We start from the raw sequence: 15,058 nt of genomic DNA, 5'->3' as shown, positions 1-15,058 counted from the left end.
TAACGACATTAACCCCAACGGCGAGGCACCCTCCGAGGTCAGCACCAAGTCAGCACGGGATCACAGAAGGGGCCGGGCTCAGCGGAGCCCAACCCCTTCCGACCTGCACGCTTGACGGGTCACTTAGCGCACAGTAACGATGTAATTACACATTGAAGCGGAACTCGACCACGTCGCCGTCCTGCATGACGTAGTCCTTGCCCTCGATGCGCGCCTTGCCCTTGGCGCGGGCCTCCGCCACCGAACCCGTCTCCACCAGGTCGGCGAACGAGATCACCTCGGCCTTGATGAAGCCCTTCTGGAAGTCGGTGTGGATCACACCGGCCGCCTCCGGAGCCGTCGCGCCCTTCTTGATCGTCCAGGCGCGGGTCTCCTTCGGGCCCGCCGTCAGGTACGTCTGGAGACCCAGGATGTCGAAGCCGACCCGGCCCAGCGTGGCCAGGCCCGGCTCCTCCTGGCCCATCGCCTGGAGCAGTTCCAGCGCCTCCTCGTCGTCCAGCTCGATCAGCTCGGACTCGATCTTGGCGTTGAGGAAGATCGCCTCGGCCGGGGCCACCAGCGCGCGCTGCTCGTTCTTGAAGTCCTCGTCGACCAGCTCGTCCTCGTCCACATTGAAGACGTAGAGGAAGGGCTTGGTGGTGAGCAGGTGCAGCTCGTGGAGGAGACGGCCCTTCTCCGTACCGGCCGTGATGCCCGCCGCGAAAAGTGTCGTGCCCGATTCGAGGATCTTCTGCGCCTCCGCGACCGCCGCGAGGACCGCGACCTTTTCCTTCTGGAGGCGGGACTCCTTCTCCAGGCGCGGCACCGCCTTCTCGACCGACTGCATGTCGGCGAGGATCAGCTCCGTGTTGATCGTCTCGATGTCGTCCTTCGGCGATACCTTGCCGTCGACGTGTACGACATTCTCGTCCTTGAAGGCCCGGATGACCTGGCAGATCGCGTCGGACTCACGAATGTTCGCCAGGAACTTGTTGCCCAGGCCCTCACCCTCGCTCGCGCCGCGCACAATGCCCGCGATGTCGACGAAGTCCACCGTCGCCGGAAGGATCCGCTGCGAGCCGAAGATCTCGGCGAGCTTGGCGAGACGGGGATCCGGGACGCCGACGACGCCGATGTTCGGCTCGATCGTGGCGAACGGGTAGTTGGCCGCCAGCACGTCGTTCTTGGTCAGGGCGTTGAACAGGGTCGACTTGCCGACATTCGGCAGGCCGACGATTCCGATCGTGAGCGACACGTTGGCGACTTCCTGAAGTAAGGAGTGGGGAAAAGGGGGACGCCCGCAGGCGGGCCGATCCCCCAGTTTACGGGCGGGTCAAGCCGCTCCACGACGGCCGCCCGGAGTCGAATACAACGCCATGTTCACCGCAAGGGCGTGTCCCATGCCTGATTCCTCCCCCTTTTCGTCCTACGTTGTCAACGTGGAGCAGCACAGGAGAAGTCACCCTCAGCCCCGACAGCGGCCACAGGCCGCCCCTCTTCCCCCACAAGTCCCCCTCGCCCCGCAGGGCGCCCTCGCCGAAGGCGCGCTCGCCGAGAGCGCCCCCGTGTACCGGGTCGCCGCGCGGCCCGCCGCCCGCCCCGTGCCTCCCGTGGTGCTGGCGCTGCGCAGACTGCCCAGCCCCCGGCTGACCGGACTCGGCGGCGGGTTCTTCAGCGCCGTGACGATGTTCGTGCTCGGCTGCCTGGACTGGTTGCTCCTCGACGGCTCCGCCGTGGTGTACGGGCTGCTGTTCCTGCCGGTCTGCGCGCTGACCGCACTGTGGGTGCGGGAAGCCGACCTGGTCACCGCGCCGATCAGTGTGCCGATCGCCTTCGCCGTGGGGATCGTGCCGATCTCCGGCGGAACCGGAGGCATGGGCGGGCAGATCATGGCTGTGGTCACCGCGCTCGCCGTGCACGCGGGCTGGCTGTACGGCGGCACGCTGGTGGCCGGGTTGATCACCTGCGTACGGAAGGTACGGACGATGGGCCGCAGGCCGCGCCGCCGCCCGGCACCGCCCACCCGGCGCGGCTGAACGCAAGCCCTACGCGTATCGCCTACCGGCCCGCCGCCGCCATTGCCGCGCCCACGATCCCCGCGTCGTTCCGCAGTTCCGCCGGGACTATCTCCGCCCTGATGCCCTCGATCAGCGGCAGGAACTTCTCCGCCTTACGGCTCACTCCGCCGCCGATGATGAACAGCTCCGGCGAGAACAGCATCTCCACATGCGCCAGATACTTCTGGACCCGGTGCGCCCAGTGCTGCCAGCTGAGGTCCTCGTCCTCCTTGGCCTTCGTGGAGGCGTGGCTCTCCGCGTCGTGGCCGTGCAGCTCCAGGTGGCCCAGCTCGGTGTTGGGGACCAGCCGGCCGTCGATGAAGAGCGCGCTGCCGATCCCCGTACCGAAGGTCAGCAGGATCACCGTGCCCTTGCGGCCACGGCCCGCCCCGAACGTCACCTCCGCGACGCCCGCCGCGTCCGCGTCATTGAGCACCGTGACCGGCATGCCCCCGAGCCGGTCGCCGAGCAGCCGCGACGCGTCCATGTCGATCCAGCCCTTGTCGACATTGGCCGCCGTACGGGTGACGCCGCTCGTGACGACGCCGGGGAAGGTGATGCCGACCGGGCCCGACCAGCCGAAATTCCCGACCACCTCGGCGACGGCGTCCGCCACCGCGGCAGGCGACGAGGGCTGCGGGGTCAGGACTTTATGACGCTCCTGCGCCAGCTCACCCCGCTCAAGGTCCACAGGTGCGCCCTTGATGCCCGAACCGCCGATGTCCACTCCGAACACGTTCATGGACACAACGTTACGGGGAACCGCTGACAGTCACTCCGTCGGCCCCGACTGCTGCTTCGACAGCTCCGCCGCCTCCGCGCGCAGATCGCGGCGGAGCTCCTTGGGCAGCGAGAAAATGATCGACTCCTCGGCCGCCTTGACGATCTCGACATCCTCGAATCCGCGCTTGCCGAGCCACTCCAGTACGTCTTCGACCAGGACCTCCGGAACCGAGGCGCCGGACGTGAGCCCGACCGTCGAGACGCCCTCCAGCCACGCTTCGTCGATCTCCGAGGCGAAGTCCACCAGGCGGGCATCGCGCGCGCCCGCGCCCAGGGCCACCTCGACCAGCCGGATGGAGTTCGATGAGTTCTTCGAGCCGACGACGATGACCAGGTCCGCCTGGTCGCTCATCTGCTTGACCGCGATCTGGCGGTTCTGTGTGGCGTAACAGATGTCGTCGCTGGGCGGGGAGATCAGCTGCGGGAACTTCTCCTTCAGCTTGTCCACCGTCTCCATCGTCTCGTCCACCGAGAGCGTGGTCTGCGAGAGCCAGACCACCTTCGACTCGTCGCGCACCTTGATGTTGGCGACGTCCTTCGGACCGTCGACCAGAGTGATGTACTCGGGGGCCTCGCCGGACGTGCCGATGACTTCCTCGTGGCCGTCGTGGCCGATCAGCAGGATGTCGTAGTCCTCGTTCGCGAACCGGACGGCTTCCTTGTGAACCTTGGTGACCAGCGGGCAGGTCGCGTCGATGGTCGCGAGCCGGCGGTCGGCGGCTTCCTGGTGGACGACAGGAGCGACTCCGTGCGCCGAGAACATGACGATCGATCCCTCCGGGACCTCCGCCGTCTCCTCCACGAAGATCGCGCCCTTCCTCTCAAGGGTCTGTACGACGTATTTGTTGTGGACGATCTCGTGCCGGACATAAATGGGCGACCCGTACTGCTCCAGGGCCTTCTCCACGGCGATCACGGCACGGTCCACACCCGCGCAGTAGCCACGGGGAGCGGCGAGCAGGACGCGTCGGGCGGGAGTCGTAGCAGTCATGCCCACCATCGTAAGGCCGCCCGAAGACGCACTGAGCGGGAAGCGTTGTCGTACCCGGCCGATACGCTCGTTCGTATGGTTCTCAACACATCCGCGGAAGCTCCCCTGCCAGTCGGCGAGGTGTCACGGCTGATCGGGGGGTGGATCGACCGGCTCGGGGCGGTCTGGGTGGAGGGGCAGATCACCCAGCTGTCCCGGCGGCCGGGTGCCGGGGTTGTCTTCCTGACGCTGCGCGACCCCTCGTACGACATCTCCGTCGGCGTCACCTGCTTCCGGCAGGTCTTCGACGCGGTCGCGGATGTGGTGGCGGAGGGCGCGCGCGTCGTGGTGTACGCCAAGCCGGAGTGGTACGCGCCACGCGGGCAGCTGTCGCTGCGCGCCGTGGAGATACGGCCGGTGGGCATCGGCGAACTGCTGGCGCGGCTGGAGCAGCTGAAGCGGACCCTGGCGGCGGAGGGCCTGTTCGCCCTCGACCGGAAGAAGCCGCTGCCGTTCCTGCCGCACCGGGTGGGGCTGATCAGTGGCCGGGCCTCCGCCGCCGAACGCGACGTACTGGAAAACGCGCGGCGGCGGTGGCCCGCCGTCCGCTTCGAGGTGCGCAATGTGGCCGTGCAGGGCGTACACGCGGTGACCCAGGTCGTCCAGGCGGTCAAGGAGCTGGACGCGCTCCCGGAGGTCGACGTGATCATCGTGGCGCGGGGCGGGGGCAGCGTGGAGGATCTGCTGCCGTTCTCGGACGAGCAGCTGCTGCGCGCGGTGTCCGAGTGCCGTACGCCGGTGGTGTCGGCGATCGGGCACGAGCCGGACGCGCCGCTGCTGGACCTGGTCGCCGACCTGCGGGCGTCGACGCCGACCGACGCGGCGAAGAAGGTCGTCCCGGACGTGGGCGAGGAGCTGGACCGGGTCCGGCTGCTCCGGGACCGCGCGCTGCGCACCGTACAGGGGCTGCTCGACCGCGAGGAGCGGGGGCTCGCCCATGCGCTGGCCCGGCCGTCGATGGAGCGGCCCCACCGGATGGTGGACGAGCGCGAGACGGAGGTGGACGCGCTGGTGGCCCGCAGCCGGCGCGTGCTGGGGCACCTTCTGGACCGCGCGGACTCCGAGTTGTCGCACACCCGGGCACGGGTGCTCTCGCTGTCACCGGCGGCGACGCTGGAGCGGGGGTACGCGGTGCTGCAACGGGCGGACGGGAAGGTCGTCCGCTCTCCGGAGGACGTCGCGGCGGGCGACGAACTGCGGGCGCGGGTGTCGGAGGGGGAGTTCGCGGTGCGGGTCGCCGAGTGACCCCCGTTGCCGTACCGCGCCTACGCACTACCGCACGTACCGCACCCCCACACGTCAAGATCGCACGCTGAGACCGCACACATAGGGTGATTCGCATGGCAGCCAAGACAGAAGAGGGCACGCTCGGCTACGAGCAGGCACGGGACGAGCTGATCGAGGTCGTACGCCGCCTGGAGGCGGGCGGCACCACGCTGGAGGAGTCGCTGGCCCTGTGGGAGCGCGGCGAGGAGCTGGCCAAGGTCTGCCGCCACTGGCTTGAAGGCGCCCGCGCCCGCCTGGACGCGGCGCTGGCGGGGGCGGACAGCGAGGAACCCGCGGAGGGATAGCGGAGGGATAGCGGAGGGACGGAGGGCCGCCCGTCCGCGGCGGGGCGAGCCACGGGGACGCCCCCGTGACCCTCACATGGACCGCGTGCCGCGCCCCGGGCCCTGCTTCCGGGATGCCCGCGCCGCGCCGGGACATGGAGACCTGCTCAGGGCGTGTTCTTCGACTCCAGCGCCGCCGCCATCTCCGCCAGCCGCTCCGGCGACGCCGTCCCCGTGACCACCGTCGTCGAGCCCTTGTCCGCGCGCACCAGCGCGTCGTACTTCGTGCCCTCCCAGCGCCGCCAGGTCTCGCCGTCCACCTGTCGGCTCTGCTTCGTCTCCTGAGCATGCTGGCTGACCTTCGCGATGTACTTCCCGGCGGGCGCCGTGGACTGTTCAACCGCGACGTACTCGCCGTCCGGGTCCAGGAAGCCCAGATGCCAGGCATCCCCGTTCGCACGGCTGTACGAGACGGAGGTCGGCTTCCAGCCCGCCCCCAGGCCCTCCGGCGCCGCCACCGGGTACGGCGCCGCGCGCCGTACCGTCAGCAGCTCCACCTGGTAGTCGACCGCCTTGATCGGGTCCGCGTCCTCGTCATGCGGAATGAATATGTAGATCCCTGCCACGACGGCGCCGATCACCACCATCGACAGCATCATGTCCCGCACCGTCTGCCTGCCTCGCATACCTGCCACGCCTCCATGGTCGCATCACCATGGCGCGCTCAAACGTGGGCCCCTCTGCTCAATCTATCGATCTGGAGATAGAGTCACAGCACCGACTTTTCTGGCTCTTTCTCGTCTCTCCCGGCTCTCTTCCGGCCGTCGCCGTACAGAAGGGTGCGTTCCGATGACCGAGCACAACAATCTGCCCTCCCAGTTGGAGGTCTCACCCGAGGCTCCCGACCGCAACCTCGCCCTGGAGCTCGTCAGGGTCACCGAAGCCGCCGCCATGGCCGCCGGCAGGTGGGTAGGCCGCGGCGACAAGATCGGCGCGGACGGAGCCGCCGTCAAGGCCATGCGGACCCTCGTCTCCACCGTCTCGATGAACGGCATCGTCGTCATCGGCGAGGGCGAGAAGGACGAAGCCCCGATGCTGTTCAACGGCGAGCGGGTCGGCGACGGAACCGGCCCCGAGGTCGACATCGCCGTGGACCCGATCGACGGCACCACGCTCAACGCCAAGGGCATGCCCAACGCCATCGCCGTTCTCGCCGCCGCCGACCGCGGGGCCATGTTCGACCCGTCCGCGGTCTTCTACATGGACAAGCTGGTCACCGGCCCCGAGGCCGCCGACTTCGTGGACATCAACGCCCCCGTCGCCGTCAATATCCGCCGGCTCGCCAAGGCCAAGCACTCCACGCCCGACGACGTCACGGTCGTCATCCTCGACCGCCCCCGCCACGAAGGCATCGTCAAGGAGATCCGCGAGACCGGCGCGCGCATCAAATTCATCACGGACGGCGATGTCGCGGGCTCGGTCATGGCCGTACGCGAAGGCACAGGCGTCGACATGCTGATGGGCATCGGGGGCACGCCCGAGGGCATCATCTCCGCCTGCGCGATCAAGTGCCTCGGCGGCACGATCCAGGGCAAGCTGTGGCCGAAGGACGAGGCCGAGCGGCAGCGCGCGATCGACGCCGGGCACGATCTGGACCGGGTGCTGCACACGAACGACCTGGTCAGCGGCGACAACGTCTTCTTCGTCGCCACCGGCATCACGGACGGCGAGCTGCTGCGCGGGGTGCGGTACCGCTCGGAGACCGCGACCACCCAATCGCTGGTGATGCGCTCCAAGTCGGGCACGATCCGTCAGATCGACTCGACCCATCGTCTGTCGAAGCTGCGCGCGTACAGCGCCATCGACTTCGACCGCGCGCAATAAATCCGGAAGACCCGGAAGACCCGTAAGAAGCAGCAGAGCCGGAAGAGCCGGAGAACACCGAAGGGGCGCCCCCCGACCGCCGTGCGGTGGGAGCGCCCCTCCGGACCCCTAGTCCCTCTCTGCGTACGCCACGAATCAGGCCGCGTCAGGCCGCCGACGCGGGCTTCTCGACCTCGACCTCGACCTCGCGCCGCCTGCGCCGCGCCAGCACCACCCGGCGCTCGGCCGCGGTCAGCCCGCCCCACACCCCGTACGGTTCAGGCTGGAGCAGCGCGTGCTCCCGGCATTCGACCATCACGGGGCAGCGGGCGCAGACCCGCTTCGCGGCCTCCTCACGCGACAGCCTCGCGGCCGTCGGCTCCTTGGACGGCGCGAAGAACAGTCCGGCCTCGTCCCGGCGGCACACCGCCTCCGCATGCCAGGGGCCGGCCTGATCTTCCCGAGCAGGAATTCGCTGCGGCGTTACGGCGGCGACCTGCAAGGACTGATGCGGCAGTTGCAGCACGGTCTACTCCTGACGACGGCTTCGCGAGCGAGAGACGATGCAGCAGTCCCTACCCGCTGTGCGCACTCCTATTCATTGAGTGGCACTGAGTTCCGAGGTACGGAATTGCGGATGGGCGCTCGCGGCCGAAAAGCGCTCCGGCACGGAGTCGTCAGCCGAGGTGTTTCCGCAGGCGGTTGTGGAGATCGGCGATCAGGCGGCCCCGCTTCGGCTTGGCCTCGACGTTGCCGAAAACCGAATACCCGTTCACGACGACCACCGGGGCCTCCGGATCGGGAGCCTCCAGGGTGAGCACGTCGAAGTTGCCGAAGACCCCGCTGCCGCTGCCGCGCAGCGAGATGTTCTCCGGGACCGTCACTTCGACATTGCCGAAGATGGAGGTCGCGTTGATGACGGTCAGCCGCTGCCCGAAGAGCGCCTCGGTGAGATCGATCTCAATGTTGCCGAAGAGCGAGAACGCGTTGGTGCGGCGGCCGACGCGCCAGCGGCCCTTGCGGGTGGTGCTGGAGAAGACAGCGATCAGGTTCTCGGCGGGGCCGTCGGGCTCGTCAGGGCCGTACGCGTACGTACTGGTGTCCGTGCGCGTACGCGTCGTGGGCAGGTCCCGGACCAGCGGCTCCAGCTCCCCGACCGTCTTGGCCCGGTAGACGGCGTCGATCCGCTCGGAGTGCTCTTCGGCGTCCAGCCGGCCGTCGGCCAGGGCGTCCCGGAGAATGTCGGCGATCCGGTCACGGTCGGCATCCGAGGCACGGATGGCGTCCCCGGGCTCCGCGGGGGCGACCGGCTTCTGGGGGTGCTTTTCGAGGTCCACATAGCCAGCGTAGCGAAACGCGATAGATCGCGACTAGTGGTACGCGCCCGGGGGCGTCGCGCGGAGGGCAAGCGGACCGAACGCGGAGGGAGTTCCGCGCCGGGCTCTCGGGCGGGCCCCTGGGGCGAGTGAGCCTTACCTCACAAGCTGGCGCGGACCGCCGCGTTCTACGCTGAAGGGCGCGTTGGGCGCGTTGCCAATGGAGGCCGCGTCGCCGCCTGCCGAGTGAGGAATGGCCCGTAATGCCAGAGTTTACGTACTCCGATCTGCTCCCCCTGGGAGACGACACCACGCCCTACCGCCTGGTGACCGCCGAGGGGGTCTCCACCTTCGAGGCCGACGGGCGTACGTTCCTCAAGGTCGAGCCGGAGGCGCTGCGCACGCTCGCCGCCGAGGCCATGCACGACATCTCGCACTACCTGCGGCCCGCGCACCTCGCACAGCTGCGCCGCATCATCGACGACCCGGAGGCCTCCTCCAACGACAAGTTCGTCGCGCTCGACCTGCTGAAGAACGCGAACATCGCCGCCGCGGGCGTACTGCCCATGTGCCAGGACACCGGCACGGCGATCGTGATGGGCAAGCGCGGCCAGCACGTCCTGACGGCCGGCGGCGACGAGGAAGCGCTCTCGCACGGCATCTACGACGCGTACACCAAGCTCAACCTTCGCTACTCGCAGATGGCTCCCGTCACCATGTGGGAGGAGAAGAACACCGGCTCCAACCTCCCGGCGCAGATCGAGCTGTACGCGACGGACGGCGGCGCCTACAAATTCCTCTTCATGGCGAAGGGCGGCGGCTCCGCCAACAAGTCGTTCCTCTACCAGGAGACCAAGGCGGTCCTGAACGAGGCCTCCATGATGAAGTTCCTGGAGGAGAAGATCCGCTCGCTCGGCACGGCCGCGTGCCCGCCGTACCACCTCGCGATCGTCGTGGGCGGCACGTCCGCGGAGTTCGCGCTGAAGACCGCGAAGTACGCCTCCGCGCACTACCTGGACGAGCTGCCCGCCGAGGGGTCCCCGGCCGGTCACGGCTTCAGGGACAAGGAGCTGGAGGAGAAGGTCTTCGAACTCACGCAGAAAATCGGCATCGGCGCGCAGTTCGGCGGCAAGTACTTCTGCCACGACGTCCGGGTCGTCCGGCTGCCGCGCCACGGGGCGTCGCTACCGGTCGCGATCGCGGTCTCCTGCTCGGCGGACCGCCAGGCGACGGCGAAGATCACCGCGGAGGGTGTGTTCCTGGAGCAGCTGGAGACGGATCCCGCGCGGTTCCTGCCGGAGATGACGGATGAGCAGCTGGATGAGAGTGACGTCGTACGCGTCGACCTGAACCGGCCGATGGACGACGTGCTCGCCGAGCTGACGAAGTACCCGGTCAAGACGCGGCTGTCGCTGTCGGGGCCGCTGGTCGTGGCGCGCGACATCGCACACGCGAAGATCAAGGAGCGGCTGGACGCGGGCGAGGAGATGCCGCAGTACCTTCGCGACCACCCCGTCTACTACGCCGGTCCGGCCAAGACCCCCGAGGGCTACGCCTCGGGCTCCTTCGGCCCGACGACGGCGGGACGGATGGACTCGTACGTCGAGCAGTTCCAGGCGGCGGGGGGCTCGAAGGTAATGCTGGCCAAGGGGAACCGGTCGAAGCAGGTCACGGACGCGTGTGGGGCGCACGGGGGCTTCTACCTGGGCTCGATCGGCGGACCCGCGGCCAGGCTCGCGCAGGACTGCATCAAGAAGGTCGAGGTCGTCGAGTACGAGGAGCTGGGGATGGAGGCGGTGTGGAGGATCGAGGTCGAGGACTTCCCGGCGTTCATTGTCGTGGACGACAAGGGGAATGACTTCTTTACGGAGCCGGCGGCGGCGCCGACGTTCACCTCGATCCCGGTGCGGGGCCCGGGCCTCGGGTAGCCGCGAACTGGGGCGCTCCGCCCCAGACCCCGCGCCTCAATCGCCGGCGGGGCTCAGGTTGCCGGTGGCCCGGCAATTCAAGCCCGTCCGGCGTAGAGGGAGGGTTCGGGGGCAGCGCCCCCGACACGCCCCCGGCGCCGCTCGGGAACAAAGCCACCTCGCGCCCGCACTATAAGCCGTATGACCGGATACCGGACCGAGCACGACTCCATGGGCCCCGTACACGTCCCCGCCCACGCCAAATGGCGCGCCCAGACCCAGCGCGCCCTCGACAACTTCCCCATCTCCGGGCAGCGCCTCGAACGCGCCCACATCCAGGCCCTCGCCCGTATCAAGGCCGCCGCCGCCGGCGTCAACGCGCAGCTCGGCGTCGTCGACAAAGAGATCGCCGCGGCGATCATCCACGTCGCCGAAGAGGTCGCGGAAGGCCGCTGGGACGAGCACTTTCCGGTGGACGTCTTTCAGACAGGCTCCGGCACCTCCTCCAATATGAACACCAACGAGGTTCTCGCCACGCTCGCCACCGAGCGGCTCGGGCGCGCGGTGCATCCCAACGACCACGTCAACGCCTCCCAGTCGTCCAACGACGTCTTCCCCTCCTCCATCCACATCGCGGCGACCGCAGCCGTGACCGGTGATCTCATCCCGGCGCTCGCTCACCTCGCGGCCTCGCTGGAGCGCAAGTCCGCCGAGTTCGCGGACGTCGTCAAGTCCGGCCGTACGCATCTGATGGACGCGACGCCCGTCACCCTGGGCCAGGAGTTCGGCGGCTACGCGGCCCAGATCCGGTACGGCGTGGAGCGGCTTGAATCCGCCCTCCCCCGCCTCGCCGAACTGCCCCTCGGCGGTACGGCGGTGGGCACCGGCATCAACACCCCGCCCGGCTTCTCCGCCGCCGTCATCGCCGAGGTCGCCCGGATGACCGGGCTGCCGCTGACCGAGGCCCGCGACCACTTCGAGGCGCAGGGCGCGCGCGACGGGCTCGTGGAGACCTCCGGCCAGCTGCGTACGATCGCGGTCTCGCTCACCAAGATCTCCAACGACCTGCGCTGGATGGCGTCGGGCCCGCGCACGGGCCTCGCCGAGATCAATCTGCCCGACCTCCAGCCCGGCTCCTCGATCATGCCCGGCAAGGTCAACCCGGTCATCCCGGAGGCCGTGCTGATGGTGGCCGCCCAGGTGACCGGCAACGACACCACGGTCGCCACGGCCGGAGCCGCCGGGAACTTCGAGCTGAACGTCATGCTGCCGGTGATCGGCAAGAACCTGCTGGAGTCGGTCAGGCTCCTCGCCAACGTCTCGCGCCTGCTGGCGGACCGTACCGTCGACGGCATCACAGCCAACGTCGAGCGGGCCCGTGAGTACGCGGAGTCCTCACCCTCCGTCGTCACCCCGCTGAACAAGTACATCGGCTACGAGGAGGCGGCGAAGGTCGTCAAGAAGTCGCTGGCCGAGCGGAAGACGATCCGCGAGGTGGTCCTCGAGTCCGGCTATGTGGAGCGGGGCGATCTCACCACCGAGCAGTTGGACGAGGCGCTGGATGTGCTGCGTATGACGCGTCCGTGAGGCGGCGCCGGTGACGGGTGACGTGGGTCGCTGCGGGGCTCCCGCCCGTACTCCTAAGATCTGTTCATGACAGGTACGGAACGCGTCGCGCGCTGGACGCCCGGGGACCACATCCTCTGGCGCTACACCGGCCATGGCTCAGGCGGCCCCAGCGTGCACATCTGCCGGCCCGTCACCGTCGTACGCGACACGGACGAGCTGCTGGCCGTGTGGATGGCTCCGGGCACGGAGTGCGTGAAGCCCGTCCTCGCGGACGGCACGCCCGTGCATCAGGAGCCGCTCGACACCCGCTACACCGCCCCGCGCACGGTCGCCCGCGCCCGCTGGTCCGGCACGGGAGTGCTGAAGCTGGCGCGGCCCGGGCAGCCGTGGTCGGTGTGGCTGTTCTGGCAGCGGGGGTGGCGGTTCAAGAACTGGTACGTGAACCTGGAGGAGCCGCACACCCGTTGGGCGGGCGGCATCGACTCCGAGGATCACTTCCTGGACATCCTGGTCCAGCCGGACCGCAGTTGGCAGTGGCTGGACGAGGACGAGTTCGACCAGGCCCAGCAGGTCGGGCTGATGGACGCGGCGAAGGCCGAGCGGGTACGGGAGGCGGGGCAGGCCGCGGTCGAGGTGATCAGCGAGTGGGGCGCGCCGTTCTCCGAGGGGTGGGAGCGGTGGCGGCCGGACCCGGCGTGGCAGGTGCCGCGGCTGCCCGCGGACTGGGGCCGTACGCCCGCGAGGCTGGCCTCCTGACCACCCCGCCCGCCGAGAAGCCCGGCTCGCTGCCCGCGCGTGTGCCGCCTGCCAAGTGACTGATTTCGGCCCGCGAAGACCCTCCGGCGCAGAGGACCTCGTGAGACTCTTGATGAACCCCCAGGGGACAAACGTAGGATCGGCCTCCGCAACACTCGCCCTACCAGCAACTACCAGCGACTATTAACCGCAGCGCACGACCTGACCGTAAGTCACCACGAGTCATTGCAGGGGGTGGAGCAGTGCCGGATGCCCGCCACCCAGTCGACGGCGCCCGCAGAGCGGGTATACCGCCTCACGAGGCGATCGCATCGCATCACCGGCCCGGACGGACGGAATCCCACGCGTGACGGAGCACCCCACCTCCCACGAAGGCCGGCAGCCCCTGGCTGCCCGGCCGCAGGAACGCACCCGGCCGCGGGCGGAGGCGACCGGGGCCTCGGCTGTGCCCGCGCCCGCCGGGCCGCCGCCCCAGGATCTCGCCGGGACGGCGCGCCGCGAGGGCGACCGGCTGCGTTTCGTAGGGGCCGCCACCCGGCGTATCGCGCGGGGCATAGATCTGGACGAAATCGTGCTCGGGCTGTGCCGGGCGACCGTGCCGACGTTCTCGGATGCGATCCTCGTCTATCTGCGTGACCCGCTGCCAGTCGGCGACGAGCGGCCTGTCGAGCCGTTCGTGCTACGCCTGCGCCGTACCGACCGGCTGCGTTTAGCCGGTGAGGACGCCGATCCCGGCACCGCCGTCCCCATTCCGGGCATCGATCCGCAGACCGCCCTCACACCGGCGGCCGAGCGGTGCGAGGTGCGTTCCGGCGGGGCACTGTCCGAGGTGCTGCGTGGCGTACGGCCGGTGTTCGGCGATTCCGCGGCGGCTCGCGCCGCGCTGCCCGAACTGCTCGGCGACGGGCGCTCGGTGCCGGGCGGCCATCGCGCGATACTCGCCCCGCTCCGGGGCAGGCGGCGCGTGATCGGCGCGGCCGTGTTCCTGCGCAGGCCCGACCGGCCCGCCTTCGAGCCGAACGACCTGCTGGTGGCGGCTCAGCTGGCCACGCACACCGCGCTGGGCATCGACAAGGCCGTGCTGTACGGCCGCGAGGCGTACATCGCGGACGAGCTGCAGCGCACCATGCTGCCCGACTCGCTGCCGCAGCCCACCGGCGTACGGCTCGCTTCGCGCTATCTGCCCGCCGCCGAGACCGCGCGGGTCGGCGGCGACTGGTACGACGCGATCCCGCTGCCGGGCAGCCGCGTGGCGCTGGTCGTCGGCGACGTCATGGGCCACTCCATGACCTCCGCCGCGATCATGGGCCAGCTGCGCACCACCGCGCAGACGCTGGCCGGTCTCGACCTGCCGCCGCAGGAGGTCCTGCACCACCTCGACGAGCAGGCCCAGCGGCTCGGCACGGACCGGATGGCCACCTGCATGTACGCGGTGTACGACCCGGTCGCGCACCGCATCACCATCGCCAACGCGGGCCACCCGCCGCCCATCCTGCTGCACCTGGGCGGGCGGGCCGAGGTACTGCGCGTACCGCCCGGCGCCCCCATCGGCGTCGGCGGGGTGGACTTCGAGGCCGTGGAACTCGACGCCCCGGCCGGCGCGACGCTGCTGCTGTACACCGACGGTCTGGTCGAGTCCCGGCTGCGCGACGTATGGACGGGCATCGAGCAGCTGCGGGAGCGGCTCGCCGCCACCGCACAGCTGACCGGACCCGACCACCCGCCGCCCCTGGAAGCCCTCTGCGACGACGTCCTCGACGTGCTGGGCCCCGGCGACCGGGACGACGACATCGCGCTGCTCGCCGCCCGCTTCATCGGGATCGCGCCGAGCGATGTCGCCTACTGGTTCCTGGAGCCGGAGGACGCCGCGCCGGGCCGGGCGCGGCGGCTGGCCCGGCGGGCGCTGACCCGCTGGGGCTTGGAGGAGCTGAGCGACTCCGTGGAGCTGCTGGTCAGCGAGGTGGTGACCAACGCCGTCCGGTACGCCGAGCGGCCGGTGACGCTGCGTCTGCTGCGTACGGACGTACTGCGCTGCGAGGTCGGCGACGACTCCCCGCAGTTGCCGAGGCAGCGGCGGGCGCGGGACACGGACGAGGGCGGGCGCGGGCTCTTCCTGGTGAACCGGCTGGCCAGACGGTGGGGAGCGACGCGGCTGTCGAGCGGCAAGGTGGTGTGGTTCGAGCTGTCCACGCGCCCGTAGGCGACGCGCAGCTGCCGCCGTACGAGGCGTGAACCGCGGCTTGCCGAC

14 protein-coding genes are annotated in these 15,058 nt (G+C 69.7%); 8 read left to right on the top strand and 6 right to left on the bottom strand.

From position 1 onward, the window contains the following. Positions 1 to 145: 145 nt before the first annotated feature. Positions 146 to 1,234, bottom strand: coding sequence for a redox-regulated ATPase YchF (ychF, locus tag ACIHCQ_RS05440; RefSeq protein WP_399658235.1), 1,089 nt, complete (start codon positions 1,232 to 1,234; stop codon positions 146 to 148). Between the two features lie 184 nt (positions 1,235 to 1,418). Between ychF and ACIHCQ_RS05435 the strand changes: the two genes are divergently transcribed. Then, on the top strand, positions 1,419 to 2,015 hold the full coding sequence (locus ACIHCQ_RS05435; RefSeq protein WP_399658233.1) for a DUF6542 domain-containing protein: 597 nt from the start codon (positions 1,419 to 1,421) through the stop codon (positions 2,013 to 2,015). 22 nt (positions 2,016 to 2,037) lie between these two features. Here ACIHCQ_RS05435 and ppgK read toward each other — a convergent pair whose 3' ends face one another. Both ppgK and ACIHCQ_RS05425 read right to left on the bottom strand, forming a co-directional pair. Beyond that, positions 2,038 to 2,778, bottom strand: coding sequence for a polyphosphate--glucose phosphotransferase (ppgK, locus tag ACIHCQ_RS05430; RefSeq protein ID WP_399658231.1), 741 nt, complete (start codon positions 2,776 to 2,778; stop codon positions 2,038 to 2,040). A 30-nt stretch (positions 2,779 to 2,808) separates the two neighbouring features. Then, positions 2,809 to 3,810 (bottom strand): 4-hydroxy-3-methylbut-2-enyl diphosphate reductase, encoded by a 1,002-nt coding sequence (locus ACIHCQ_RS05425; protein ID WP_399658229.1) that lies wholly within the window; start codon positions 3,808 to 3,810, stop codon positions 2,809 to 2,811. A gap of 75 nt (positions 3,811 to 3,885) precedes the next feature. Here ACIHCQ_RS05425 and xseA point away from each other — a divergent pair, with 75 nt between their 5' ends. Then, the gene (gene xseA, locus ACIHCQ_RS05420) at positions 3,886 to 5,094 is read left to right on the top strand and encodes an exodeoxyribonuclease VII large subunit (protein ID WP_399658227.1); all 1,209 of its coding nucleotides are present in this window, start codon (positions 3,886 to 3,888) and stop codon (positions 5,092 to 5,094) included. Between the two features lie 95 nt (positions 5,095 to 5,189). Next, a complete protein-coding gene (locus ACIHCQ_RS05415) occupies positions 5,190 to 5,420 on the top strand; it encodes an exodeoxyribonuclease VII small subunit (protein WP_399658225.1) in 231 nt (76 codons plus the stop codon). Positions 5,421 to 5,566: 146 nt separating this feature from the next. On the opposite strand, the gene ACIHCQ_RS05410 is transcribed toward ACIHCQ_RS05415, so the two are convergent. Beyond that, the gene (locus ACIHCQ_RS05410) at positions 5,567 to 6,085 is read right to left on the bottom strand and encodes a DUF4245 domain-containing protein (protein ID WP_399658654.1); all 519 of its coding nucleotides are present in this window, start codon (positions 6,083 to 6,085) and stop codon (positions 5,567 to 5,569) included. 163 nt (positions 6,086 to 6,248) lie between these two features. Here ACIHCQ_RS05410 and glpX point away from each other — a divergent pair, with 163 nt between their 5' ends. Beyond that, positions 6,249 to 7,283 carry a class II fructose-bisphosphatase gene (glpX, locus tag ACIHCQ_RS05405; RefSeq protein ID WP_399658223.1) on the top strand — a complete coding sequence of 345 codons (1,035 nt, stop codon included), beginning with the start codon at positions 6,249 to 6,251 and terminating at the stop codon, positions 7,281 to 7,283. A 145-nt stretch (positions 7,284 to 7,428) separates the two neighbouring features. Here the strand turns inward: glpX and ACIHCQ_RS05400 are convergent, their stop codons facing one another. Together ACIHCQ_RS05400 and ACIHCQ_RS05395 are read right to left on the bottom strand one after the other, a co-directional pair. Beyond that, entirely contained in the window at positions 7,429 to 7,788 is a 360-nt protein-coding gene (locus ACIHCQ_RS05400) for a WhiB family transcriptional regulator (RefSeq protein ID WP_399658221.1), read from the bottom strand. A 151-nt stretch (positions 7,789 to 7,939) separates the two neighbouring features. Further along, entirely contained in the window at positions 7,940 to 8,599 is a 660-nt protein-coding gene (locus ACIHCQ_RS05395) for a DUF1707 domain-containing protein (RefSeq protein ID WP_399658219.1), read from the bottom strand. A gap of 242 nt (positions 8,600 to 8,841) precedes the next feature. Between ACIHCQ_RS05395 and ACIHCQ_RS05390 the strand changes: the two genes are divergently transcribed. From ACIHCQ_RS05390 to ACIHCQ_RS05375, 4 genes are all read left to right on the top strand, one after another. After that, positions 8,842 to 10,506, top strand: coding sequence for a fumarate hydratase (locus tag ACIHCQ_RS05390; RefSeq protein WP_399658217.1), 1,665 nt, complete (start codon positions 8,842 to 8,844; stop codon positions 10,504 to 10,506). A gap of 180 nt (positions 10,507 to 10,686) precedes the next feature. Then, complete coding sequence (locus ACIHCQ_RS05385; protein ID WP_399658215.1) at positions 10,687 to 12,072, top strand: class II fumarate hydratase; 1,386 nt, start codon at positions 10,687 to 10,689, stop codon at positions 12,070 to 12,072. Positions 12,073 to 12,138: 66 nt separating this feature from the next. After that, a complete protein-coding gene (locus ACIHCQ_RS05380) occupies positions 12,139 to 12,810 on the top strand; it encodes a DUF402 domain-containing protein (protein ID WP_399658213.1) in 672 nt (223 codons plus the stop codon). Positions 12,811 to 13,156: 346 nt separating this feature from the next. Then, positions 13,157 to 15,010 carry a SpoIIE family protein phosphatase gene (locus ACIHCQ_RS05375; RefSeq protein ID WP_399658211.1) on the top strand — a complete coding sequence of 618 codons (1,854 nt, stop codon included), beginning with the start codon at positions 13,157 to 13,159 and terminating at the stop codon, positions 15,008 to 15,010. Positions 15,011 to 15,058: the final 48 nt, after the last annotated feature.

This window comes from Streptomyces sp. NPDC052236 (assembly GCF_044548015.1).
GTDB lineage: Bacteria > Actinomycetota > Actinomycetes > Streptomycetales > Streptomycetaceae > Streptomyces.
Note: the sequence above shows the minus strand (reverse complement) of the source record. Positions and strands in the feature narration are given on the sequence as shown.

What these genes read in the sequence shown, in the direction of transcription:
- ppgK (WP_399658231.1), bottom strand. Translation starts at nt 2,778, where the DNA reads ATGAACGTGTTCGGAGTGGACATCGGCGGTTCGGGCATCAAGGGCGCA.
- ACIHCQ_RS05425 (WP_399658229.1), bottom strand. Translation starts at nt 3,810, where the DNA reads ATGACTGCTACGACTCCCGCCCGACGCGTCCTGCTCGCCGCTCCCCGT.
- xseA (WP_399658227.1), top strand. Translation starts at nt 3,886, where the DNA reads ATGGTTCTCAACACATCCGCGGAAGCTCCCCTGCCAGTCGGCGAGGTG.
- ACIHCQ_RS05415 (WP_399658225.1), top strand. Translation starts at nt 5,190, where the DNA reads ATGGCAGCCAAGACAGAAGAGGGCACGCTCGGCTACGAGCAGGCACGG.
- ACIHCQ_RS05410 (WP_399658654.1), bottom strand. Translation starts at nt 6,085, where the DNA reads ATGCGAGGCAGGCAGACGGTGCGGGACATGATGCTGTCGATGGTGGTG.
- glpX (WP_399658223.1), top strand. Translation starts at nt 6,249, where the DNA reads ATGACCGAGCACAACAATCTGCCCTCCCAGTTGGAGGTCTCACCCGAG.
- ACIHCQ_RS05390 (WP_399658217.1), top strand. Translation starts at nt 8,842, where the DNA reads ATGCCAGAGTTTACGTACTCCGATCTGCTCCCCCTGGGAGACGACACC.
- ACIHCQ_RS05385 (WP_399658215.1), top strand. Translation starts at nt 10,687, where the DNA reads ATGACCGGATACCGGACCGAGCACGACTCCATGGGCCCCGTACACGTC.
- ACIHCQ_RS05380 (WP_399658213.1), top strand. Translation starts at nt 12,139, where the DNA reads ATGACAGGTACGGAACGCGTCGCGCGCTGGACGCCCGGGGACCACATC.